Below are 23858 nucleotides of genomic sequence, written 5' to 3'. Positions count from 1 at the left end.
ATTCTGTCAGTATGAAAACTTTTAGCCAAAAATATGCATAAAAAAAGCGATTCGGCCATTTCGGCCAAATCGCTTCCTACATTTAATGAACTACAGGGTGGTGATGCTCGTTATGATTCTGCTGCGAAATGCTGCTGAGCGCATCTCCCGCTTCGTTAACGAAGATCTCCCGAACCGCTAGATCCCCGATCGCCACGATCCCGACGAGGTTGCCGTTCTCGACGACGGGCAGCCGGCGGATTTGATTGGATGCCATTATTCCGGCAGCTTCATCTACCGAAGTGCTGGAATCAATCGTCACGATATCGGTCGTAATCACTTCCGATACCGCGGTCGATCCGGAATGCTTCTCGGCGTAGCCCCGAACGACCAAGTCGCGGTCGGTTACGATGCCGATCAGCTTCTGTCCGTCGACAATCGGCACAAACCCGATGTTATGGTCCCTCATCAAAACCGCAAGCTCATAAACGTTATCTTCCATCTTTGCAGTTACACAATCGGTTGACATGATATCCTTGATTTGTCGCGTCACTTACTGTTCCCTCCTTGATGAATCACAGAACACGTTAAAGTATGCCTGGACTTCATCCGTTAGGGTTGCCGATTGCGGATTTTTTATGAATGTGACGCTGCAGTCGCGTCCGCGGCATAATCTTCCGCCATCGCAATCATTAGCTTAGCCGCCTTCAGCATCGCTCGTTCATCGAGATCGAAGCGCGGGTGGTGATGCGGATATACCGCGCCGCACTCTTCGTTTCCTGCCCCGACGAACATAAAGCAGCCCGGGACCTTGCGCAAATAGTAAGAAAAGTCTTCTCCCGCCATAATCAGCGTCGATTCCATCGCCCCTTCGATCCCGAACTCCGCGGGCGCGATCTTAAAGAACCTGGCCGTTTCAGCCGCATCGTTCATAACCGGCGGATACCCTTCACGGTATTCGAGCTCAGCCGTGGCGCCATACATGGCGGCTGTCTGCATGACGATCGTTTTCAGCCTGTCTTTGATAAAGGCCCGAACTTCCTCTGTAAACGATCGGACGGTTCCCGTCATCCTGCACTTTTCCGCAATGACATTGGCCGTCGAGCCTGCATGGATGGAGCCGATCGATACGACGGCGGGATCAAGCGGATTGACATTGCGGCTTACGATGGATTGTATCGCTTGAACGATGGCCGAAGCGACCACAACGGCATCGACGGTTTCATGCGGCAAGCCGCCGTGTCCGCCTTTGCCTTTAATATCGATATAGATTTCATCCGGGGCAGCCATGAACGGTCCCGGTCTTGTTGCCGCAGTCCCGTAAGGAAGCGGCGTCCACAGATGTACGCCATAGATCGCATCCACGCCATCCAGCGCTCCTCCTGCGATCATACCGAGGGCGCCGCCTGGGCATACCTCTTCCGCAGGTTGGAAGAACAATCGCCGTTCCCCTGCAACAAGCGCTTTATTCTCGGCATAGAAACCGGCGATGGCAAGCATCGTCGACGTATGCGCATCGTGTCCGCAGGCATGCATGACGCCTGGAACCCTAGAGGCATACGCTGTTGTTTTCTCGTCTTGGATCGGCAGCGCATCCATGTCGGTGCGCAGGGCAATGACCGGTCCGGGCTTATCGCCGCGTATCGTAGCGATCAAACCGTAGCCGCCGCCGATCCCCGTCTTCACCTCGCAGCCCAGTTCCTCCAGCCGCTGCGCGATCCAGCTCGACGTTTCCTTCTCCTGAAAAGACAACTCCGGGTGCTGGTGCAAATATCTGCGCCATTGCACCATGTTCGGATAGACAGTTTGCAGCTGTGCCTCCATCTTGCTCGTTATACTCACGCTTACAAACCCCCTCGATCACAATTGACTTATCCTCTATTGTATCAGAATGAGAGAGTGAACAGAAACTCGGTTTGAGCGAAAATCACGAACATTTTTCGTAAATATGTCACTTTTGATACCTTGCGCCCTCTGGAGTTAGGCTTGCGCTCGTTCATGAAAAATACTATCATGGATAAGAAGAAAACCTGTTCTGAAGCTTGAAGGAGGATCACCTGATGATAATTGAGAACTCGGGCCTTAACGGCATGACTAGCGAACTTTCGCATCTTGACGAGTCGGCGGAGAAGCTAGGCTTTGTTCGCTGGCAATGGGAATATTACCGCGCTACATATGATCTGAAGCTGGAAGACCGCACGAACCGTGAAGATTACTTCCTGCGCTTCAATGTCCGCGCAATTGAAGGCAAGCTGGAATCCTCTCACGCTGTGCTGCAAGTGGAATCCGTGTATATCGGACGAGCTACATTCCCGCATGGTCTAGACTACGAATCGCAGATTCCACAGCCGATTCTGAATGCGGCAAATGCTCGTCTACAAGAATTGAAGAAACTGCTCGCCTAATTGGCTATGAAGCCACAAACGACGAAATCGAAGACAAACGGCCTGCGCGGCAGGCCGGATTTCTTGCTCCTGGTACTCACGCTGCTTCTGGTCGGTTTCGGACTTGTCATGGTGTTCAGCGCAAGCTCCAATACGGCCGTCATCTCGAAGGATGCCAATTTCGACGCTCTGTTCTTTACGAAGCGCCAGCTGATGTGGGCCGTTCTCGGCACGATCTCGATGTTCGTAGTCATGAACATTCCCTATAACGCGTTTAAAAAAGGATTCATCCTCTACTTTTTCCCCGTCATGGTTACGCTCATTTTGGTCCCTTTCATTGGCAAGGAGTTAAACGGCGCTCAGAGCTGGCTCTACGTAGGGCCGATCGGCATTCAGCCGACCGAGTTCGCTAAACTGGCCTTGATCCTTTATCTAGGCTCTCTCATTGCTAAGAAGGGCGAGAAATTTAGAGATTTCAAAAAAGGCCTTATTCCGGTGTTCGTGATTATCGCGTTTTTCTGCGGAATCATTATGATGCAGCCCGATTTAGGCGCTTGTATCGTCCTTTCCGCTTGCGCGCTCATCATTATCGTCGCCGGCGGTGCCAATTTGAAGCAGTTGTTTCTTGCAGGCATCGTCATCAGCTTGCTCGTCACTGCCATTGCAAGCATCTCCATCATGAGCAATCCAGAAGGCTGGCAGTATAGGATCAATCGCTTCACCGCATTTATGGATCCGCTTTCCGATGAACAGAACAGTACTTATCACTTATCGCGCTCCCTGCAGGCACTCGGCCACGGCGGCATAACCGGCGCCGGCTTCGGTCACAGCGTGCAGAAGCTCAAATATTTGCCGTATCCGTACTCCGACTTTATCTTCTCGATTATCGCCGAGGAATTCGGATTTATCGGAAGCATGATCTTCTTGCTTTTCTACTTATTTTTCCTTTGGCGCGGGCTCATTGTTGCCCTGCGATGTCCGGACAGCTACGGCACGATCGTCGGCGTCGGCATCGTAGGCCTGATCGCAGTGCAGACGCTTGTCAACATCGGAGGCGTGACCGGTGCGATTCCGATTACAGGCGTAACGCTTCCATTTGTCAGCCACGGCGGTTCATCGCTTATCGTATCGCTGCTCAGTATGGGCGTTCTGCTGAGTATCTCCCGCGAGTACAACCGGCCGGACAAGCCTGTGCCGCAACAACGCAAATAACAAAAAAAAGGCATGCCCCGCTTGGGAGCATGCCTTTCTTATTTCGCCGGTCTTACTTCAGTCTTGCCGCCTCTTCAGCTTCTTCCTCTTTGAAGGCGACGCCTTCCACCTTAACGTTCACTTCGACGACATGAAGTCCCGTCATGTTCGCGACCGTCTCACGAACATTCTCCTGCAGCTGGCGGCACACTTCTTGAATCGGGATGCCGTACTTCACGATAATGCGCAGATCGATGGCCGCTTCAAGCTGACCCACTTCAACGGAAACGCCTTTTTGAGCGTTTTTCCCGCTGAGCCGTTTGGCGAGCCCTTCCGAGATGCCTCCTGACATTGCTGCAATTCCCGGTGTTTCAAGTGCAGCCAATCCCGCGATGGTGGCGACTACGTCGTCTGAAATACGGATAATGCCTGTTTGAAGTTCTTCTGTCATGCCACTCACTCCTTGTTCACCTTATGTTTCCATTGTAATTGAATGGCAGATGCGAAGCAAGGCATAACCGTTTGAGCCGGTTTATTTCCTTGTCCATCAAGTCCATCAAGAAGTGATCGTTACTTTCTTGTCATCTTGGTCCCATCCGGTGTTGTAGCCAAAACTTTCACTCACGAATCGGAGCGGCACCATCATTCGGCCGTTCAGCACTTTTCCCGGCGCATCCAGAATGATCGCTTTCCCATTGACGGTCGCCGTGTTGCTGCCGATCGTCAATTTAATCGTCGTATTGCCTTTTACCGCAGTGATCGTTCTTCGTTGCTCATCATAGTCGACCTTAGCGCCTAATGCGGTAAACAGTTCCCTCATCGGCAAGTAAATCCTCCCGCGTGCGGCAACCGGCTCGGTCTTTAGGCTAAGCGGCATGCCGTCCAGCCATACCGTAATCGATTTGTTGGCCTGCATTTGGACGGAAGTATCTTTGAGCGCGATCATATGACCGGTTGAACCGCTCGTATATGTCGTGTAGTACACACCGTCCGTATCCAACAGCAACGAGCCGCTTGGATAGCCGGACAGCGGCGCAAACAGAATTCGCCATGTCTCATTCTTGTTAATCATTACTATTCGTCCGAATTCCTGCCAGAAAACGATGCGTCCTTCGCGATCCATCACAGCATTTCCGGCAACGCCGCCTGTGTGAATCGATTTCAACAGTCGACCTTTCGTATCAAATAAATGAAAGTTATTGTTAGAGGGATAATAGAGGATGTTATCAATGAGCGCGGCCTGCCCGGGAGAAGACCATTCGCCCGCCTGAGGCTTGTACAACACCTTGCCGTTATGATCAACGATATAGAAGACATCGCCGTCTATCGCATAACCGCCGTCGAACACAATGGGCGCTTCCGTCCGGGCTATAGCTCCCTTGAGCTCCGTCTGCCACAACGGGAAACCGTCTTTATCGAAAGCGAATAGGGTCGATTTATCCATATAGGCTGAAACGGAACCGTCCTCGGATGAAATTTGCCTCGCCAAAGGTTCACTCTTGTCAACGATCATGTCCGGGTAAGTATGCAGCACCGCCATCGTGCCGTCCTCGGATACAGCAACCGGAGACAGATGTCCGCCATTTGCAATCTGATCTTTCCACAGCAGGCTTCCATTCGTGTCAATCGCATAAACCGTGCCTGTCAAATTCGATATCGCATAGACAATATCGTCATGAACCGTCGGCATTCCCGTGACAGTGTCCCCTTTAGGGGAAAAGGACCAAAGCTGCTCGCCGGTCGCGCCGTCCAATGCCCGGAGAGTTCCGTCTGTCACATAGACCCTTTGTTTCATGTCATCCAAGACCGGCGTTCGAGAGGAGACCGGCAAATAACGCTGCCATTTGACTTCCCCTTCCTTAGTCAGCGCATAAAGCGTGCCCGACTGATGATCCTCCGTACTAATGACATAGAGCATGCCGCCGTTCGACATCGCTATTTTGCCTATGTAACCGGGAACGGAAACATGCCAAAGCTGTCGAATGAACGGGTCATTGCCTTGGTCTGCTGCTCCTGCGGTCTTCTGCGGCATAATCGCTGCAATCAGCATGAAGATTAAGGCAACGGTGCATAGTACCGGCGTGATCCGATAAATGATAACAGGAGACGATTTCAAAAAACTAACACCCTTCCCCACTTTCTGTTATATAATTCCAACATAATCGTCGCTCCTGATTTTTGTCAATCGAAATGCTGATTTGCCATTTCCTTCGTTTACACATCCGGCATAATCAGCTATAGTTGTTAACAGATTTCCAAATTTCCACATGCAGAACGAGGTGCCTAGACGTTGAATCAGAAATTGTTTTTCACTTTGCTTTTCGGGTTGTTCCTCCTAAGCGGCATCAGTCACTACGCGCATTTTGGCACGACCATTGAGTTTATTATCTCTGCGGCTGCCATCCTGTTCGTAGCGGGCTTCTTGGGCAAAGCGACAGAGAGTGTCGCCCATTACGCCGGACAGCGGCTCGGCGGTTTTCTGAATGCGACATTCGGAAACGCGGCGGAGCTGATTATCGCGATTTTCCTTGTACGCGAAGGGCTTTTCGATATGGTGAAGGCGAGCATTACCGGCTCCATCATCGGGAACCTGCTGCTCGTGCTCGGAGCGAGCGTCCTGCTGGGGGGCTTGAAATTTAAGGAACAAAAATTTAACGTGCAGCTGGCCAGTCACAACTCATCCCTGATGATTCTAGCTGTGATCGCGCTCGCTATTCCGGCCATCTTCATTTCGAACCAGCACTTCTCTGCCGGCAGCGCTGAATTTCTAAGCATCACGATTGCGGTCATTCTGATCGTTGCTTATGTGCTCTGGCTGATCTTCTCGATGGTCACGCATAAGGATATTTTGGAGGATGTCGAAGAAACGACGCCTGACCATGGAGAAGAGCCAGCCTGGTCGAAAGGCACCTCCATTATTTTCCTCGTCTTGGCAACGGCCATGACGGCTTTCGTCAGCGAATGGCTGGTCAGCACGTTACATACGTTTACCGCGGACTTCGGGTTCTCCGAAGTGTTTGTCGGCGCATTCCTCATTGCCATTGTCGGCAATGCCGCCGAACACAGCGCGGCGGTTCTGCTCGCGATGAAGAACAAAATCGGGGCAGCCGTAGAAATCGCCGTCGGCAGCAGCTTGCAAATCGCTTTGTTCGTTGCGCCTGTGCTTATTCTGGTCAGTACGCTGTTCGGACCGACGATGGATATCGTATTCAGTCCAATCGAGCTCACCGCAATTGCCGTATCCGTCTTCATCGCCAAGTCCATTTCAAGGGACGGCAAGACGAACTGGTACGAAGGCGCGCTCCTCTTGATCGTCTACATCATTCTCGGCATTTCCTTCTATCTGATCTAATGCAAAGAAGACGTCCCGGTGATCCGGGACGTCTTCTTTATGTACGCCAGCTGTCAAGAGCCGCGGAGATGAACCGCGTCTACCCATTGTTTAACGCTTCATACAGCTGCGCTAAGTTCCGTTCTAGTTTGTTGATGATCTCTTTGCCTTCCGCCTCGCCAACCAGCCCTGCACGAATCGCAAAATCGATTTCTCTGGAAAAGCCGTATATTTGAGTGTCCAATACCTCTTCGTAGAGCGGACATTTTCTCGTCGCCAAATTTTCCATTTGCACTTCGATCAACTTTTCGATTTTTTTGGCATCCTCGTGAAGGAGATTGAGCGCTTTTTGATGCAGATGAATAAGAACATCGGATGAAGACATCGTACTCCTCCTTATTGCGTAATGCTGATCCAATTACCTTTCCTTTATATTAGTCGAAATTGGCGGAATGTACAAGGTCAAAACAAGAAGCGCCCCGCCGATGGCCGGCGGGGCGCTTCTGTTTATGATGAACTGCGTTTTATTCCACTACGTTTACTTTAAGATTATGCTTCTCGAACACCGCAGCCAATGCCGCTTTCGCTTCAGCAGCGTCTCCGCCGTGAACGTGGAGTTCGTAGGAATGTCCGCCGACCAATGTCGTGAAAAGTCCGAGGATGCTCTTTACATCGATATACTTATTGTCGGCTTGAAGTACGATGGACGATTGGAATTTATTCGCCGTTTGGGAGATATCTACGATAGCCGCGTTATTGGACATGGGAATCCCTCCATAATTTAGTTGATTTCGTTAACTTCATTCATCATAACTCGTTTTATGTCTTCCAGCAAGAACTAATTACTTTAAGTTTTCAGGATTCAATCCTTCCAGTTCAGGAATGACAAAAAGGCCGTCCTTGCGGATCAAACGGTCGTCGAAATAAACTTCGCCTCCACCGTACTCCGGTCTTTGAATGAGCACTAAGTCCCAGTGAACGGCAGATCGGTTGCCGTTGTCGGTTTCCTCATAGGCTTGACCAGGCGTAAAGTGAAGGCTGCCCGCAATCTTCTCGTCGAACAAAATATCCTTCATCGGGTGCAGGATATACGGGTTGAAGCCAAGGCTGAATTCCCCGATATAACGCGCGCCTTCATCCATGTCCAGAATCTGGTTCAGCTTCTCCGTATTATTGCTTGTCGCTTCGACGATTTTGCCATCCTTGAACGTAAATTTAATGTTCTCGAACGTCACGCCGGAATATACAGACGGCGCGTTATACGTGATCGTACCTTGTACGGATTCGCGAACCGGGCAGCTGAATACTTCGCCATCCGGAATATTTTTCTCGCCGGAACATTTTTCGGCACCGATGCCTTTTATGGAGAACGTCAGGTCCGTTCCCGGAGAAACGATGCGCACGCGGTCGGTCTTCTGCATCAGCTCCGCTAGCGGGTCCATCGCTTTGTCCATTTTGGCGTAATCAAGGTTGCACACGTTGAAATAGAAATCCTCGAAAGCTTCCGTGCTCATGTTCGCCAACTGCGCCATGGAATCGTTCGGGTAACGCAAAACGACCCATTTCGTATGCTTAACCCGCTGCTCGGAGTGGATCGGATGGCGGTAATACTTCTCGTACAGATTCATTTTATCGCTAGGCACATCTGCCAGCGAGTTGATATTCTCGCCTGCGCGGATCGCAATATAGCCGTCCATCGCTTCCATCCGTTTCAAGTCGAACGATGCCCAGAGCTTGATTTGCTCCTCGGTCGCGTTCATGAGCATCGTACGCAGCACGGAACGGTCGCTTGTTTCTACGAATGGACGCCCGCCTTTCTTCGCCACTTCTTCGATAATGGCTTTTGCAAGCTCGCGCTCCGAGCCGATCATATCAATAAGAACATTCTCACCGGGCTGAACATTGATGGAATATCCGACTAGATTTGCCGCAAGCTTCTGCATACGAGGATCACGCATGGTTCAATAACCTCCAATTTATGAATTCTTTCCTATCCTACCATTTTTCGCACGAAAATGCACGTATGAGCGTTATAACGCTCCGCCATTCAAGTTCATGAAAGCCAGCTTCGTCAGCCTGGTTTCCGTGCGCGTCTGCCCGTCTGCCCTGTACTTCAGCTTCGTTTTCTCCTCCAGCTTCAGCGGCAGCAGCTTTTTCCTGTCGATGATTAGCCGATACTGGGATTGAACTTGCAACGTGGAGAGCATTTTTTCGAGTTGGACTTTAGAACGTGCAAGCTCTTCCATCCATTCCTTCTCCAACGCAGACTCACTTCCGTTCCCGCCTCCCGGCTTGCTTTGCGATTTGCTGACTAATGCAGAAGGCACCTTCTTCTCTAAGGCGCTGAATTCGTTCCTTAGCCTGGTTGTCCAAATGTCCTTCGCTTTCTTCGCGTCCGCCGTAATCCGGAGAACGGCCGTACGATTGCCGGACTCGGCAGGGAGCAGTTCCGTCTTTTGCGCCGAAGCTTCCACCTGCCTGAGAATTTCAAGCGGATGGATGGCTGATGCCAGCGTATTCGGTTTATTTGCCTTCACCTGTACATTGCTATGGTTCTCGACGGTTCCTTGAAAGGACATCGCTTTAATCGGCGAGATTTCCGTCAAGCCGATCCCCGTATTTCCCGAGAATGCGTATCTGTCGACGCCTGACAATCCGGATACGGATAACGCTAACAGCTCCTCCGGCGATTTGTTATCAGCGGCTGAGCCGCAGCCTGCTGCCATAAGCAGCACGCAGCAACATGTAATCCATCTCTTTATGCTCATTCATTCAGCCTCCAGCTGCTTGCAGTTCTGCATATCTCCCGTTAGCGTCTGTTGGATCGGCTGTCTTTATGTACCGGATGCAGCACGAAAAAACGGCAGCACCGAAGTGCCGCCGTTTGACAGGTATCGCGATCTAACCGATCATAATTCGGTTGCGCCCGCTGTTTTTCGCTTCATACAATGCCATATCCGCCCGATAAAACAACGATTCGACGCTGAGCTTGTCTTCCTCGAAGGTCCATTCCGACAATCCGCAGGAGACGGTGACCTCCGGCTTCGTATGCTGCTCCACCATACTGCGGATTCGTTCTGCGATACGGTAGGCTTGCATAGACCGGATTCGCGGCAAGTAAACCGCAAGCTCCTCGCCGCCCCAGCGCGCTGCGATATCGCTGTCGCGTATGCAGGACCGGATCACTTCGCTCACCTTCACGAGAATGCTGTCACCGGTAAGATGGCCATAAGTGTCGTTTACTTTTTTGAAATGGTCGATGTCGACGAGCACAAGCGAACCGCAAGGATCCTTGCGCTGACGGAACTGGATCTGCTCGTTCAAATAATGACGGGCGTAAAGCCCCGTCAAATTATCGGTAATTACCATCCTTCGCACTTCCGCATGCAGCGAAGCGTTCGAAATCGCCAGCGCGATATGGGTAGACAGTATCTGGAGCAGCTTATAATTCTCGTAGGAGAAATAATTTGGGTTCTTATGAGATACCATGATCACGCCGATCACCTCGGATCCGGACATAACCGGGGCTGCTATCAGCGAGCGGGATGCGGTGCCGTCCATCAGCTTGGAGTCGACGACCCGATTGGTCCAATAATCTGATAGGATGAGCGGTTCCTTCGTCTGGTTCACAATGCCGCAGAAGCCGTAATCGGTCGAGTAAGTTTCGTTTGCGGCCAGCGGCAAGTTGCTTGCAACAACTTGAAATTGATTGCTCTCCTTGGATAACTGAAGCACGTTGCAGTAGTCTGCTTTGAATATAGCCAACAGCTCGTTCTTTGCAAAATCGAACACTTCGTTAAGCCGGAGCGACTGGTTCAGCCTTTTGGTGATCTCGTTAATCAACTGCAATTCGGCAATCAGCAGGTTTGACTGCTCGAACAGCTTGGCGTTCTCAAATGCAGAGCCGGCCGTATCCGCCAGCATGACCAGCGCCCGCATATCGGACTCGTCCCAGTGCCCGGAATGAGTCACGAAGCTGAGTACGCCGTATACGGCTTGCTTGCCGCTCATGGGTATCGCCGCGTAAATGGTTTCATCCTCGGAGCGAATAAGCGGTATAGCAGACAGGAACGAACGGGCATAGATATCCTCTGCAATGTTTTGGAGCAGCAGCGGCTTCACCCGGGAATCTCCGTTGACATGATCCTGCGACAAATAGAGATTCACATTCGCCCGCGGATACAGTTCCGCCATATCTTGAAGCAGCACCTGAAGCACGGACGAAACGTCATTCTGGTCGTGCAGCCGCTTCGCAATCTTGAACATCGTATCCTGCTGGCGGGCTTCCTTCTCGTGAATTTGCTGCCGGCTGTGCAAATCCTTGAAAAATATCATGTCCAGACGATGGTAGAACATCTGGCGGAGCTGCAGCGCGGAAGTCATCAACAGCGCTTGAAGTTCCTTGCTTGAGTTCTGCCGTTCATGTACCAATCGTGCAATGCATTGCAATTCGTTTGTCCGCTTCGGCAAGACGGCTTCCATTTGAAGGAGCTGACCGCCTGCGACTGGCTGATCATCCCGGATGACCGCTTGCCCGTCCCGCGAATATAAACTCAGATTGCCTTCTAGAAGAGGTGATTCGATCAGCCGCGCTTCATGCTTCCATTGAAGGAAGCATTCTTTCAAAAGCTCGATCGCTTGCCCTTCGTCGATATCTTGGATATCGCATTGCGGAAATAATGGGCTAGGCTGCTGCGTATTCGTGGAAGTTCCCGACTTGCTGTCTGCAATATTCATCCAATCAGCGTTCAGTGCAGCATCGCCTCATTCCTATATTTCCTTGTTGGATTAACCTTCTATTCTACAACTATACTTTAAGTATGCTATAAATGCACTACTTTTGGCACTAGTTGGATAGGACTTACGGTTCACCATTTACCTTGGAGCCTCTAATGAAAATTCGTCTTTATTTTTCTAAGCGCTGCAGCTTGACATTAGGCGCTGAGCTTATATAATATTTATAGTTGAATACATGGGAGCGGTTTTGTGTCACCCTCAAGAGACTGTCGCTAACAGGACTGCGGCTGAACATGCCTGTTAGGACTCATTGTTAATCAATGCGGCGTAAGACAGCACTCGGCGAAACACCCATTTTCAAACATCCCATTTGAAGAAGGAGTTTTACGACACATGTCAAGATATACAGGCCCTAAGTTTAAACTAAGCCGTCGCCTCGGCATCTCCCTTAGCGGAACAGGCAAAGAATTGAAGCGCGCATTCCCTCCAGGCCAGCACGGTCCAGGCCAACGCAAGAAAATGAGCGGCTATGGCATTCAATTGCAAGAGAAACAAAAACTGCGCCACATGTACGGCGTGAACGAAAAGCAATTCCGTAACCTGTTCGATAAAGCATCGAAACTGAAAGGTATCGCCGGTGAAAACTTCATGGCCCTCCTTGAGAGCCGTCTGGACAACCTGGTTTACCGCCTTGGTTTCGCGAACTCCCGTGCAGGAGCTCGTCAGCTTGTATCCCACGGTCACATTACTGTAAACGGCAAGAAAGTCGACATTGCTTCTTACACAGTTCAAACTGGCGACGTAATCGGCCTGCGCGAGCGCAGCCGTGCACTGAAATCGGTTAAAGAAGCTTTGGCAGGACGCAACTTCCTTCCGAACTACCTTGAATTCAACGACAGCGCTGTAGAAGGTAAATACGTTCGTCTTCCAGAACGTGCTGAACTTCCACAAGAGATCGACGAGAAGCAAATCGTCGAGTTCTACAGCCGTTAATAACGAGAACGGTCCGAAGCTTACGCTTCGGACCGTTTTTTATTATTCAGGTTTTTTCAACTTAGCGGCTGCTTCTTGGACAAGCGAATCTGGCAAAGATGTTTGGAGCGCGCTTGAAGTAAGCTGCGATTTGTTCGTTAAGCCGCGGACAAAAGCGTTCAAGTCGATGCCCGATACGCTTTTGAGCATTTCCGGCGCGGTCGCCATCAGCGAAGTCACGTAGTTGCTGACGCGGGCCGCACCTTCGCCGTTGCCGGTATCCACGACAGTCAGCTTATCGATTGCGCTGATCGGCTCCGCAACTTTGCCTGCCAGTTCAGGCAGCATCTTCACGATAATATCGAGAACGGCCGCTTCGCCGAAGAGTTCGAACGCTTTCGCGAGCTTCTCTTTCGCTTCCGCTTCCGCCAAACCGCGAAGCCGGATGACCTCTGCCTCCGCCGTACCTTTAGCACGTTCGGCATCGGCGATGGCCATCCCTTCAAGGCGCTTCTGCTCTGCGTTTGCACGGGCTTCGGCTTCGATCTTGTACTGAGCGGCATCGGCTTCGCGCATCCGCTTCGATTTGTCAGCTTCCGCCGCTTGCTCAACCGCATAACGATCGGCATCCGCTTTTTTCTTCACTTCGGCGTCATACTGCTTCTCGCGGCGCAAAATTTCTTTGCCCTCAAGATCGATTTCCCGCTCTTTGCGGACGATTTCGACCTGCATCTGCTCCTCGACCACCTGCTGCTTCGCGCGCGCTTCTTGAATCGCATACGCTTGGTCGGCTTCCGCTTTGGCGGAATCCTGCTCCTTCTTAAAGGAAGCAACCTTCAATTCCTTCGCCTTTAGCGCTTCCGCAATGTTCGTATCCCGCAGCAGCTCCGCTTTCTGCCCTTCCTCTTCCGCTCTCGCCTTCTGAATCCGGGAATCCCGGACCGCCTCCGCCTCTGCGATATCGGCGTCGCGCTTTACCGCCGCAATCCGCGGCTTACCGAGCGCATCCAAGTAACCGTGCTTATCGCGGACATCCTTGATCGTGAACGAAACGATTTGGAGTCCCATTTTCTTCAGATCCAATGCAGCGACGCCTTGAACCTCTTGCGCGAATTTATCGCGGTTCCGATACACTTCTTCAACCGTCATCGAACCGAGAATCGCCCGCAGATGGCCTTCCAATACCTCTTGCGCCTCGCTTTTAAGCGCTTCGGTCGGTTTTCCCATAAACTGCTCTGCAGCGGTTGCGACCTCTTCCACGGCGCCGCCGATCTTAATGATCGCCACCCCGTCGCAAATAACCGGAACCCCCTGCTCCGTATACACTTCCGGCGTCGAAACATCCAGTTTATGCGAGAGCAGCGATAAGAAGTCAGCCTTTTGAAAGATAGGCAGGATGAAGGCGCCGCCTCCGCGGACGATTTTGATCCGGCGTCCGGTTTCATCAACCGTGGCATTTTTGCCGCCGAGGAAAGAGCCGGTAACGATCATCGCTTTATCCGGTCCGACGGTACGGTACCTGGCCCAAAATGCAAGCCCTAGAACAATGAGAACACCTACTACGATTGCTGGAATTACTAAATAATCTGGAAACACGCTTCTATCCCCTCTCGGTCGTCGTTTGCTTATAACTCCAATATCGATACTAATAAGGTGTGTCCTTCGACGCGAATGATGACAACGCGCCTGCCTGCCGGAATAGGAACGCCATCAAAACTGGCTGCGATATGGCTGGTTAAGCCAGCGCCTACTTTTATCATGACTTCGCCGAACCCTTTCTCCGGAATCGGAATCGACACTTCGCCAATAGTCCCTGCCAGCTCCTTCAACGAGTAGCCGGTCGAGTTCTCGCTCTTCTCCATCGGCCGAACGTAGAAATAGTACACGCCCAATCCGGCCGCCGCGGCACATAGCGCGGAAAGAAGCAGTATGACTGCCGTGCCAAGTCCGGAATGCCTTTCAAGCAACAAGCCCGCTCCGCCGAAAACGGTAATGCCGCCGACAATCGCTGTAGGCTGCAGGACCGGATGTCCGTCGAGCGACAGAAAATCAAGCATGCCGTCAAGCGAGGCGCTCAGCCAGTCGCCAAGGACGACGCTTACGATGGCAAAGAGAATGCCGCCGATCAAGCAGCCGATGAATAATCCTTCCAAAGCACTCCCCCCTTCTTTTATGAAGGTAAACCAATATTTAGAAGATCGACCGGTATTTATTACGCAAGCTTTGCTTATAAGTTTCGATGCCGAGCTAAAGTAATGTTTATCAGCGCCAGCAAGCTCGAAGTATTCAAGCCTCAGGCGATCCCGGATTCACCATAAATCTCCGGAAAAAGTCCATGATTATCCGACTTTTTGCCCATGCATTTGGAAGGAACCGTTATGTTTAGACAAAAACGTACGCGAACCTGCAAACCGCTTGGCGATTTATGCTATAATAACACTGTTAATCGGAGGAGGCTAATCATTCTATGAATCAAGATCGTCAACAGAAAACAAAAGGATACAGCAAATGGCGGACTTTTGGTATCGTGACGCTCGTTACTTTCAAATGGCTATTCATTTTTGGATTATTGATCGGATTGTTTGCCGGAGCTGCCGTCACTGGATACGTTGCGTCCTTTGTGAAGGATGAGCCCGTGCGCCCAAGAACGGATATTGAAACGAAGATTAATGAGAACGCCATCACCGGCTTCGTTTACTTTAACGATGGTCAGACCCCGGTAGGCCAATTGCGCACGGAAGAGGACCGCAGGCTGATCAAGCGCGGCGATATTCCGCCGCAGGTGATCAATGCCGTTCTCGCAACGGAGGATAACAATTTCTACAACCACATCGGCATCGATTTCAACGGCATAGTACGAGCCGTGAAGCAGAAGGTGCTGAACGAAGAGACGCAGACAGGCGGCAGTACGCTCACGCAGCAGCTAGCCCGCCAAGTGTTCCTCACCTTGGACAAGACCGACAGCCGGAAAGTGAAGGAGATCTTCCTCTCCTTGCGGCTTGAACGTTTCATGACCAAGGATGAAATCCTGACGGCCTATTTGAACAAAGTACAGTTCGGCACCGGCAACAGCGGCTACAATCTGTACGGGATCAAGGCTGCGGCCAAAGGAATTTTCAACATCACCGATTTAAATCAGCTGAATATCGCGCAATCCGCTTACCTTGCCGGCTTGCCGCAGCGTCCATCGGCCTACACGGCATTCACAAGCAAAGGCAAATTCAATGAGAGCGGGTTCAAGCTTGCCGTGGACCGCCAGCATCTCGTGCTCAAGCGGATGCTGGAAACCGGCAGAATCAGCTCGGATCAGTACGACGAGGCGATGGCCTTCGATATTCGTGGCTCGCTAGCCAAGCCGACTGAGAAAGCGTACTCGACCTTCCCGTATTTGATGCTGGAGGCCGAACGCCAAGCTGCCGAAATTCTGCTTTTGCAGCAGAATCCGAACTTGACCCTTGCGGACATTCACAAGAAAGAGAACGCCGCACTCGTCGAAGACGCCCGGGAGCAGCTGCTGCGCGGCGGATACCGCATCATTACGACGATTGACAAGCGCGTTTACAACGCCATGCACAAAGTTGGCACGGATCCGAGCAACTTCGATCCGGACAGCGCAGAGAAAGGCATGGAGCAAACCGCCGCTGTCATGCTCGACCATAAGACAGGCGCTATCCTCGGCATGCTCGAAGGCCGTGACTTCTATACCGAGCAAATGAACCATGCTACGCAAATGACGCGACAGCCCGGTTCGACGATGAAGCCGATCGCGGCCTACCTGCCGGCCATCGATAAAGGCTTGATCCAGCCGGCCAGCATTATCGACGATGCGCCTATCGTGCTCAAGGACGGCCAGAAGGGCTTTCATATCCCGATGAACGTTACGAAGAAGTTCTACGGACTTGTGACGGCGCGCGAGGCGTTGAACCGCTCCTTGAACCTGCCGGCGCTCAAGCTCTTCAATGAGACGGTCACGATTCCGGAAGCGTGGAAATTTGCACGCAAGCTTGGCATCTCGTCGATCCAGCCGCAAGACGAATACGCGCAAACCGGCGTTATCGGCGGTTTAAGCATCGGCGTTTCCGTAGAAGAATTGACGAATGCGTATGGCTCGATCGCAAACAACGGCGTTTTCAACGATGCATATATGATCAGCAAAATCACGGATGCCAACGGCAAAGTTGTCTATAAGCATGAACCCAAGCCGCTGCGCGTCTTCTCGGAGCAAACGGCGTTCCTCATGACGGACATGCTGAGAACCGTTATTTCCGATCCGAACGGCTCCGGTCATTCCATCGTTTCGAAATTCAAGAACTATAGTAAAATTCCGGTCGTCGGCAAAACCGGTTCCACCCAAAGCTACGGCGACGTTTGGTTCATGGGTTATTCCCCGGATATTACGCTGGGCGTATGGGTCGGATATGAGAAACAAATCTACTCGCTTTCCAAAGACGGCAGAAGCCATGCGCGGAACATTTGGTCACGCATCATGAATGAAGTGACGCAAGAACGGCCCGAGCTGTTCCCGACGAAGAAATTCAGCATGCCGTCAGGCATTGTCAAATCAACCGTTTCCAGCGTCAGCGGAAAGCTTCCGACGGAGCTGACGCGCAGCGAGGGCAAGCTGGTTACGGACTGGTTCAACAGCAAGTTTTTACCGAAGGAAGCGGATGACGCGCTCGTCAGGATGGCAGTCATTTCTTACAACGGCGTCAACTATATTCCGCAGCCGACAACGCCTGCGGACATGATCAAGGAGCTCACCGTCGTTAAACGACAGAAGCCGCTTGATGTGCTTATGAAAGAAATCGAGGCCGCGCAGCAGAAATTGCCGGAAGACAGCCGCAGGCCGATGAGCGTTTACTTGCCTCCGGATGCAGGCAGAGACGCGCCATCCATTGTGGACCCGCGGGTGGATGACGGCAAGGCTCCATCTTCACCGTCGAACATTAGGCTGGAGACCGTTAGCACGACGAACGCGTATCGGATCATCTTCGCTCGGTCGCCGGAGAAGGATATTGTCGGCTACAGATTGTACAGATCCGTCAACGACGGACCGTACGTCTACACCAACAGTCCGGTAATGACTGGCCAAGATAGCCGATTCGTCAACTATGTCAGCGGCTTCGGCACGTTCAACTATTACGTAACGGCCGTCGATGTCGCAGGCAAGGAATCGGCGCCGAGCGCCGTTGTATCGTCTGGATTCGGAAGCAATCCGTTTCCGCCTGCTCAGGACTTCCCGAACACGGGTGAGATGCAAGGAACCGGGAACAATAACGGCATCATTCTGCCGGATCCGGGCAATAACGGCCCGGTTGCCCCTTCGACTCCGGCGAATGTGAAGCTGGAGACGACGGATATCGGCATTAAGCTGACCTGGACCACCAGCGCGGCATCCGAGCAGGTTACCCGTTACAACGTCTATTACAGCAAGAACAAGAACGGCAGATACCGTATTATCGGCTCGACGGTCGAAGCCAGATTCGAATACGTCTCCCCGCTGTCCGCCGGCTATTTCCAAGTCAGCGCGGTCAACGACAGCGGCGAATCTGCCGCTTCTTCACCGGTCGGGATCAAATAAACGAAAGAAAGCCGCCAATCGCATCAGCTCGATGCGATTGGCGGCTTTCTTGTTGCCGTCCGTTTAGTCTTCGATTGTCGACAGATCGCCTGTCGGCAGGTTCAGCTCCCATGCTTTCAGAACGCGGCGCATGATTTTGCCGCTGCGCGTCTTCGGCAGCTTATCCTTGAACTCAATTTCGCGAGGCGCCGCGTGCGCGGACAAGCCTTCTTTTACGAATTTGGCAATATCCGCCTTCAGCTCATCGGAAGGCGCGAATCCTTCACGAAGCGCTACGAAAGCTTTAATGATTTCGCCGCGCATCGGGTCAGGCTTGCCGATAACGCCGGCTTCGGCAACAGCCGGATGCTCAACGAGCTTGCTCTCCACCTCGAACGGACCTACCCGCTCCCCTGCCGTGTTGATCACGTCATCAATCCGGCCTTGGAACCAGAAGTAGCCATCCTCATCCCGATAAGCGGAATCGCCGGAAATGTACCAGCCCGGAATGCGGAAGTATTCTTCGTATTTAGCCTGGTTGTTGAACACTTTGCGCATCATGGAAGGCCATGGCGTACGAATCGCCAGATTGCCCATCCGGTATGGCGGCAGCTCGTTTCCGCTGTCATCGATAATGGCCGCTTGCACGCCAGGAATCGGTTTTCCCATGGAGCCCGGTTTAATCTCCATGCTTGGATAGTTACAGATCAGCTGAGCGCCGGTCTCGGTCATCCACCACGTATCATGAATACGCTGGTTGTACACTTTCAGTCCCCAACGGACAACCTCCGGATTAAGCGGCTCGCCGACGCTCAGTACGTGGCGCAGGCTGGAGAGGTCGTACTTCTGCACGACATCGTCGCCGGCTCCCATCAGCATGCGGAAAGCCGTAGGCGCGCTGTACCATACCGTTACGCCGTATTTCTGGATTGTCGCATACCAATCCTGCGGGCTGAAACGCCCGCCGCGGATCACGTTAGCCGCGCCGTTCAGCCATGGAGCGAAAATGCCGTAAGACGTACCGGTTACCCAGCCCGGATCGGCCGTGCACCAGTAAATATCGTCCTCCTTCAGATCGAGCACGATCTTGCCGGTAAAATAGTGCTGAATCATGGCGTTTTGAACATGGAAAATGCCTTTCGGCTTGCCCGTAGAACCGGATGTATAGTGCAGGATCAGGCCGTCTTCGCGTCCAAGCCATTCAATTTCGGCTTCCTCCGAGGCTTTGGCCATCTCCGATTTGAAATCTACAATGCCGCCGCCTGCTTCCACGTCATCGCCGAATACGATAATATGCTTCAGATCAGGCAGCTCGCTGCGCGGAATACGCGGGAGAAGCGCGGGAGTCGTTACGATGGCGACTGCTCCGCTGTCCTGCAAACGGTCTCTGACAGCCGTCTCCATGAAAGCTTCGAAGAGCGGACCGACGACAGTACCGACCTTGAGCGAGCCCAGCAAGCTGAAATACAGCTCCGGCGTACGCGGCATAAAAATAAATACCCGCTCGCCCTTGCCGATACCGAGACCGCGGAGCACATTGGCAAACCGGTTCGACTGCCTGGACAAATCCTCATACGTATACGACTCGTCCCTGCTGTTATCGCTATAATAGAGCGCAATTTTGTCGCCTCGGCCAGCCGCTACGTGACGATCAATCGCTTCATAGGCTATATTGACTTTGCCGGTTTCAGACCAGGAAAACTGTTGTTCAAGCTGTTCAAAACTAAAATTAGAGTATGTTTCATCATAGCTTGTCATGTTGGAGCCGGATGCCGTCACTGGAATCCGTTCTTGATGCATGTTCGTCATTCTTCCATCATCCTCCTGCCCATTGTGCAACGGTTTTCTAAAGGGACAGCCCCCGTAATGGCTTCCTCTTGCGAATACGCTTTCAATTATAGCATGACAGGCGATATTGAACCATGCTTTTCAAGCCATCTTTTTTTTGCTATAAGTAGGTTAGTACGCGAAAGGAGCCATCATTATTGGAACATCGCAAAAGGTTGCAGACGGAACGACTGCCTTATCGTGATCGAGAAATCGTCATAGAAGGACCTATGCCCGCAGCCGCACTTGCACGGCTAAAGCTTCATCCGCAATTGGATGCGTTTCGCAGACCGGAAGAACAAATGAAAGCCCTCATCGAGATCGCCGAGCTGCCGGAAGGAAGAATTATCGCAGCCAGCGACGGCGAAACGGTCGTCGGGTACGTCACGTTCCATTACCCGGACGAACTGGAACGGTGGTCCGAAGGCGGGATGACCGACTTGATTGAGCTAGGTGCCGTGGAAGTATCTGACGACTATCGGGGACTTGGCCTGGGGAAGCGGATGATTCAACTCGCATTCTCGCAAGAGCAGCTTGAGAATGTCATCGTCTACACGACGGAGTACTACTGGCACTGGGATCTCGAAGGCACCAAGCTTAGTGTCTGGGAGTACCGGGCGATGATGGAGAGGCTGATGAAATCGGTTCAAATGGAATGGGTCGCTACGGATGACCCGGAAATATGCGCCCATCCCGCGAATTGTTTAATGGTAAGGGTCGGCAAAGAAGTGCCGTTAAGCTCAATCGAGCAGTTTGACCGGGTCCGGTTCAGACAGCGGTTTATGTATTAAGCGATGCTGCAAGAGGCGGCAGAAAGGGAGAACGGATGCAACATGGCGGATAAAGCCGTTTACATACGCCAGCCCGAGGAAGGGCGGTATAAATTCAACAAGGATCATCCTTTCGATCCGATACGATTAACGTTGACGCATGATTTGCTTGAATCGGTCCAAGCTATCAAGGCTGAACAATGCATCATAGCGGCTGAGCCCGCTTCTGACGAGCTGCTCGAACTTGTGCATCGGCCGGACTATATCGCTGCCGTTCGAACGCTCAGCAGCGAATCACCGCCGCCGGATGCCATTCAACGCGCCGGACAGTACGGTTTGGACACAGAAGATACGCCCTATTTCGCAGGCATGCATGAGGCGGCCGCAGCCATCGTCGGCGGATCGGTGCAAGCGGCAGACCTTGTCATGAGCGGACAGGCCGATCATGCCTACCATATGGCCGGCGGCTTGCATCACGCATTCCCCGAACGGGGCTCCGGCTTCTGCGTGTATAACGACGCCGCGATCGCGATTGCCCATATTCGCAAGAACTATGGCGCCCGTGTGCTGTACATCGACACCGACGTCCATCATGGAGACGGCGTGCAATGGACATTCTATGCAGAGCCTGACGTTTGCACCTATTCCATCCACGAAACCGGTAAATACTTATTTCCGGGCACCGGCTTCGTCCATGAACGCGGCATTGATGCCGGCTTCGGAACGAGCATCAACATGCCGGTCGACCCTTATACGGAGGACGATTCCTGGCTTGCTTGCTTCAGCGAGACCATCGCTAAAGCTGCAGCCGCGTTCAAGCCCGATGTTATCGTCAGCCAGCATGGCTGTGACGCGCACGCCTATGATCCGCTCTCGCATATCCATTGCAGCATGCGCATCTACCAAGCGATGCCCGCCATTATCCATCGATTGGCGCATTCCTATGCAGGCGGACGATGGGTCGCCGTCGGAGGCGGCGGCTACGACCTCTGGCGGGTCGTTCCCCGGGCATGGTCACTGGTTTGGCTCGAGATGTCGGAGCACCCGATTGCAGCCGCTCTAAGCGGCGCTGAAGCGAATGAGCCCCTTCCTGCAGCTTGGCTGGACAAATGGGCAGACCGCAGTCCCTCAGCATTGCCGACGCATTGGCTTGATGACTTGAACGATTGGGAGCCGATTCCCCGCAGACCGGATATTGAAGCACGTAACAAACAAACAGCCGAAATTTTACTTCAGCAGTTATAAGAAACACCGGACAGCAAAAAGGCAGCTCCGCATGATCTTCCGAAAGGGAGCGATCATGAGGAACTGCCTTTATTTCGATGCGGCTGTTCTGCACAGCTGCCTACATGTGCTTAAGCATTTCATCGATAATTCGATGCGAATTGACCGATGCTTGAACCGTAAATTCGTTGAAATTCACATGTGCGGAGCCGTCAGCCTTATCGGACATGGAGCGGATGACGACGAACGGAACGTCATTCATGACGCAAACCTGTGCCAGCGCCGCGCCTTCCATCTCCGTACATGCGCCGCCCAGCTCTTCGTGCATCTTGCGAACTTCGCCGCGGTCCGCAACGAATTGATCGCCCGACAGCACTTTGCCCTTCACGCTGCGGCCTGGAAACAACGTTTCGCAAGCTTGGCTGGCGATCTCGACGAGTTCAGGCGCCGCGTGGAACTCCCATGTCTCCTGAAACGGGATTTGACCGCGCGCAAAGCCAAGCGGCGTGCAGTCCATATCGTGCTGCAGGCAGCTTGTCGATACAACGATATCGCCGATGTTCAAGCTCGGCTCTACCGCGCCCGCAACGCCTGTAAACAGCACGCAGTCCACGCCGGCATCGATGAGAAGCTGCGTACATACGGCTGCATTCACTTTGCCGACGCCGGATTTGCAGAAGACGACGCGCTTGCCGTGCAGCATCCCTTCAACATATTCAATCCCTGCTTTCGCGAAGGAACCTGTCTTCTCGACATGCTTGTGAAGCAATTCAATTTCTTCAACCATGGCACCGATGATGCCAATTTTGTTATACGATGCTGTCATTATGGATTATTTACTCCCTACCGACTGACGGTTCACAATTTCATGCGGAAGCACAACCTTCGGATTATCGACGGTTTCCTTCTTCATCAGCTTCGTCAGCAAACGCATCGAAACCGCGCCGATATCGTACATCGGCTGCGCGACCGCGGTCAGCTGCGGACGAACCATGGACGCCATGCGGCTGTTGTCCACGCTGATGACCGAGATTTGATCCGGAACTTTAAGTCCCGCGTCTTGGATACAGTGGATCGCGCCGATCGCCATCTCGTCCGTTGCGGAGAATACGGCCGTCGGAGGCTCATCCAGCTCCAAGAAATATTTCATCGCGTCCGCGCCGGATTCGTAACGGTAGTTGCCGATCCGCACGAGCGTTTCATCGTATGGCAAGCTTGCAGCTACAAGCGCGCGCTTGTAGCCTTGGAAACGGGCATAGCCGTTTGCCGGATCCTGCAGCGTTCCGCAAATCATGGCGATGCGCGTATGTCCTTTGCTGATCAGCGTTTGGACGGCATCGAATGCGGCTCCCTCGTGGTCGATGTCGACCGAAGGTATCGTGCCGTTCTCATCCGTCGTCGCGCAGAGCACGATCGGTACGTTAGCCGTCTTGAAAGCCTGTAAATGCTCGTCCGTTACAGCGCCGCCCATGAACAGCAACCCGTCCACCTGCTTCTCAAGCAAGGTGTTGATGACGCGAATCTCTTTATCTTTCTTCTTATCGGCATTGCACAAAATAATATTGTAATGATACATATTGGCAATATCCTCGATGCCCCTTGCCACTTCGGCAAAGATCGCGTTCGAGATGTCCGGAATGACTACGCCGACGGTTGTTGTTTTCTTGCTTGCCAATCCGCGCGCTACGGCATTTGGACGATAGCCAAGACGTTCGATGGCTTCGAATACTTTCTTGCGTGTCTGAGGCTTGACGTTTGGATTGTTGTTGACAACCCGCGACACTGTCGCCATGGAAACGCCCGCTTCTCTTGCTACATCATAAATGGTTACCGTCACAGTCCTTCTCTCCATTAGTTCAAATTTTTATCTCGCGCCGCACTAC

The 23858-nt window shown here is 52.4% G+C and carries 21 protein-coding genes; 7 read left to right on the top strand and 14 right to left on the bottom strand.

The window, feature by feature from the left end; translation table 11 throughout:
• Window positions 1–82: 82 nt before the first annotated feature.
• Both DL346_RS06600 and DL346_RS06595 read right to left on the bottom strand, forming a co-directional pair.
• Window positions 83–532, bottom strand: a complete 450-nt coding sequence (locus DL346_RS06600; protein WP_240633049.1) for a CBS domain-containing protein — start codon at window positions 530–532, stop codon at window positions 83–85.
• An 83-nt stretch (window positions 533–615) separates the two neighbouring features.
• Entirely contained in the window at window positions 616–1821 is a 1206-nt protein-coding gene (locus tag DL346_RS06595) for a M20 family metallopeptidase (RefSeq protein ID WP_240633048.1), read from the bottom strand.
• Between the two features lie 218 nt (window positions 1822–2039).
• Here DL346_RS06595 and DL346_RS06590 point away from each other — a divergent pair, with 218 nt between their 5' ends.
• A complete protein-coding gene (locus DL346_RS06590; RefSeq protein WP_112881228.1) occupies window positions 2040–2384 on the top strand; it encodes a YugN family protein in 345 nt (114 codons plus the stop codon).
• Window positions 2385–2390: 6 nt separating this feature from the next.
• The gene (ftsW, locus tag DL346_RS06585) at window positions 2391–3575 is read left to right on the top strand and encodes a putative lipid II flippase FtsW (RefSeq protein ID WP_112881816.1); all 1185 of its coding nucleotides are present in this window, start codon (window positions 2391–2393) and stop codon (window positions 3573–3575) included.
• Between the two features lie 52 nt (window positions 3576–3627).
• Here the strand turns inward: ftsW and DL346_RS06580 are convergent, their stop codons facing one another.
• Together DL346_RS06580 and DL346_RS06575 are read right to left on the bottom strand one after the other, a co-directional pair.
• Complete coding sequence (locus DL346_RS06580) at window positions 3628–4005, bottom strand: Asp23/Gls24 family envelope stress response protein (RefSeq protein WP_112881227.1); 378 nt, start codon at window positions 4003–4005, stop codon at window positions 3628–3630.
• A gap of 105 nt (window positions 4006–4110) precedes the next feature.
• A complete protein-coding gene (locus DL346_RS06575) occupies window positions 4111–5670 on the bottom strand; it encodes a stalk domain-containing protein (protein ID WP_112881226.1) in 1560 nt (519 codons plus the stop codon).
• Between the two features lie 174 nt (window positions 5671–5844).
• On the opposite strand from DL346_RS06575, the gene cax reads away from it, so the two are divergent.
• Window positions 5845–6906, top strand: coding sequence for a calcium/proton exchanger (cax, locus tag DL346_RS06570; protein ID WP_112881225.1), 1062 nt, complete (start codon window positions 5845–5847; stop codon window positions 6904–6906).
• 79 nt (window positions 6907–6985) lie between these two features.
• Here the strand turns inward: cax and DL346_RS06565 are convergent, their stop codons facing one another.
• The 5 genes from DL346_RS06565 to DL346_RS06545 form a co-directional block, all read right to left on the bottom strand.
• On the bottom strand, window positions 6986–7270 hold the full coding sequence (locus tag DL346_RS06565; protein WP_112881224.1) for an Fpa/YlaN family protein: 285 nt from the start codon (window positions 7268–7270) through the stop codon (window positions 6986–6988).
• Window positions 7271–7409: 139 nt separating this feature from the next.
• Complete coding sequence (locus DL346_RS06560; RefSeq protein ID WP_112881223.1) at window positions 7410–7649, bottom strand: HPr family phosphocarrier protein; 240 nt, start codon at window positions 7647–7649, stop codon at window positions 7410–7412.
• Window positions 7650–7727: 78 nt separating this feature from the next.
• On the bottom strand, window positions 7728–8843 hold the full coding sequence (locus DL346_RS06555) for an aminopeptidase (protein WP_112881222.1): 1116 nt from the start codon (window positions 8841–8843) through the stop codon (window positions 7728–7730).
• 72 nt (window positions 8844–8915) lie between these two features.
• Window positions 8916–9653 carry a hypothetical protein gene (locus DL346_RS06550; RefSeq protein ID WP_112881221.1) on the bottom strand — a complete coding sequence of 246 codons (738 nt, stop codon included), beginning with the start codon at window positions 9651–9653 and terminating at the stop codon, window positions 8916–8918.
• A 133-nt stretch (window positions 9654–9786) separates the two neighbouring features.
• On the bottom strand, window positions 9787–11622 hold the full coding sequence (locus DL346_RS06545; RefSeq protein ID WP_112881220.1) for a diguanylate cyclase domain-containing protein: 1836 nt from the start codon (window positions 11620–11622) through the stop codon (window positions 9787–9789).
• A gap of 393 nt (window positions 11623–12015) precedes the next feature.
• Between DL346_RS06545 and rpsD the strand changes: the two genes are divergently transcribed.
• On the top strand, window positions 12016–12615 hold the full coding sequence (rpsD, locus tag DL346_RS06540; RefSeq protein ID WP_112881219.1) for a 30S ribosomal protein S4: 600 nt from the start codon (window positions 12016–12018) through the stop codon (window positions 12613–12615).
• Window positions 12616–12657: 42 nt separating this feature from the next.
• Here the strand turns inward: rpsD and DL346_RS06535 are convergent, their stop codons facing one another.
• Together DL346_RS06535 and DL346_RS06530 are read right to left on the bottom strand one after the other, a co-directional pair.
• Entirely contained in the window at window positions 12658–14190 is a 1533-nt protein-coding gene (locus DL346_RS06535) for a flotillin family protein (protein ID WP_112881218.1), read from the bottom strand.
• 29 nt (window positions 14191–14219) lie between these two features.
• Window positions 14220–14747, bottom strand: a complete 528-nt coding sequence (locus tag DL346_RS06530; RefSeq protein WP_112881217.1) for an NfeD family membrane protein — start codon at window positions 14745–14747, stop codon at window positions 14220–14222.
• A 314-nt stretch (window positions 14748–15061) separates the two neighbouring features.
• Here DL346_RS06530 and DL346_RS06525 point away from each other — a divergent pair, with 314 nt between their 5' ends.
• The gene (locus DL346_RS06525; protein ID WP_112881216.1) at window positions 15062–18175 is read left to right on the top strand and encodes a transglycosylase domain-containing protein; all 3114 of its coding nucleotides are present in this window, start codon (window positions 15062–15064) and stop codon (window positions 18173–18175) included.
• 63 nt (window positions 18176–18238) lie between these two features.
• Here DL346_RS06525 and acsA read toward each other — a convergent pair whose 3' ends face one another.
• Window positions 18239–19963: an acetate--CoA ligase gene (acsA, locus tag DL346_RS06520; protein WP_112881215.1), complete on the bottom strand. Its 1725-nt coding sequence runs from the start codon at window positions 19961–19963 to the stop codon at window positions 18239–18241.
• A 176-nt stretch (window positions 19964–20139) separates the two neighbouring features.
• Between acsA and DL346_RS06515 the strand changes: the two genes are divergently transcribed.
• Together DL346_RS06515 and DL346_RS06510 are read left to right on the top strand one after the other, a co-directional pair.
• Entirely contained in the window at window positions 20140–20772 is a 633-nt protein-coding gene (locus DL346_RS06515; protein ID WP_112881214.1) for a GNAT family N-acetyltransferase, read from the top strand.
• Between the two features lie 42 nt (window positions 20773–20814).
• Window positions 20815–21996, top strand: coding sequence for an acetoin utilization protein AcuC (locus DL346_RS06510; RefSeq protein ID WP_112881213.1), 1182 nt, complete (start codon window positions 20815–20817; stop codon window positions 21994–21996).
• Window positions 21997–22096: 100 nt separating this feature from the next.
• Here DL346_RS06510 and DL346_RS06505 read toward each other — a convergent pair whose 3' ends face one another.
• Window positions 22097–22801 carry a 5'-methylthioadenosine/adenosylhomocysteine nucleosidase gene (locus tag DL346_RS06505; RefSeq protein ID WP_112881212.1) on the bottom strand — a complete coding sequence of 235 codons (705 nt, stop codon included), beginning with the start codon at window positions 22799–22801 and terminating at the stop codon, window positions 22097–22099.
• 6 nt (window positions 22802–22807) lie between these two features.
• Complete coding sequence (ccpA, locus tag DL346_RS06500; protein ID WP_112881211.1) at window positions 22808–23812, bottom strand: catabolite control protein A; 1005 nt, start codon at window positions 23810–23812, stop codon at window positions 22808–22810.
• Window positions 23813–23858: the final 46 nt, after the last annotated feature.

This window comes from Paenibacillus montanisoli, assembly GCF_003268025.1.
GTDB lineage: Bacteria > Bacillota > Bacilli > Paenibacillales > Paenibacillaceae > Paenibacillus_Z > Paenibacillus_Z montanisoli.
Note: the sequence above shows the minus strand (reverse complement) of the source record. Positions and strands in the feature narration are given on the sequence as shown.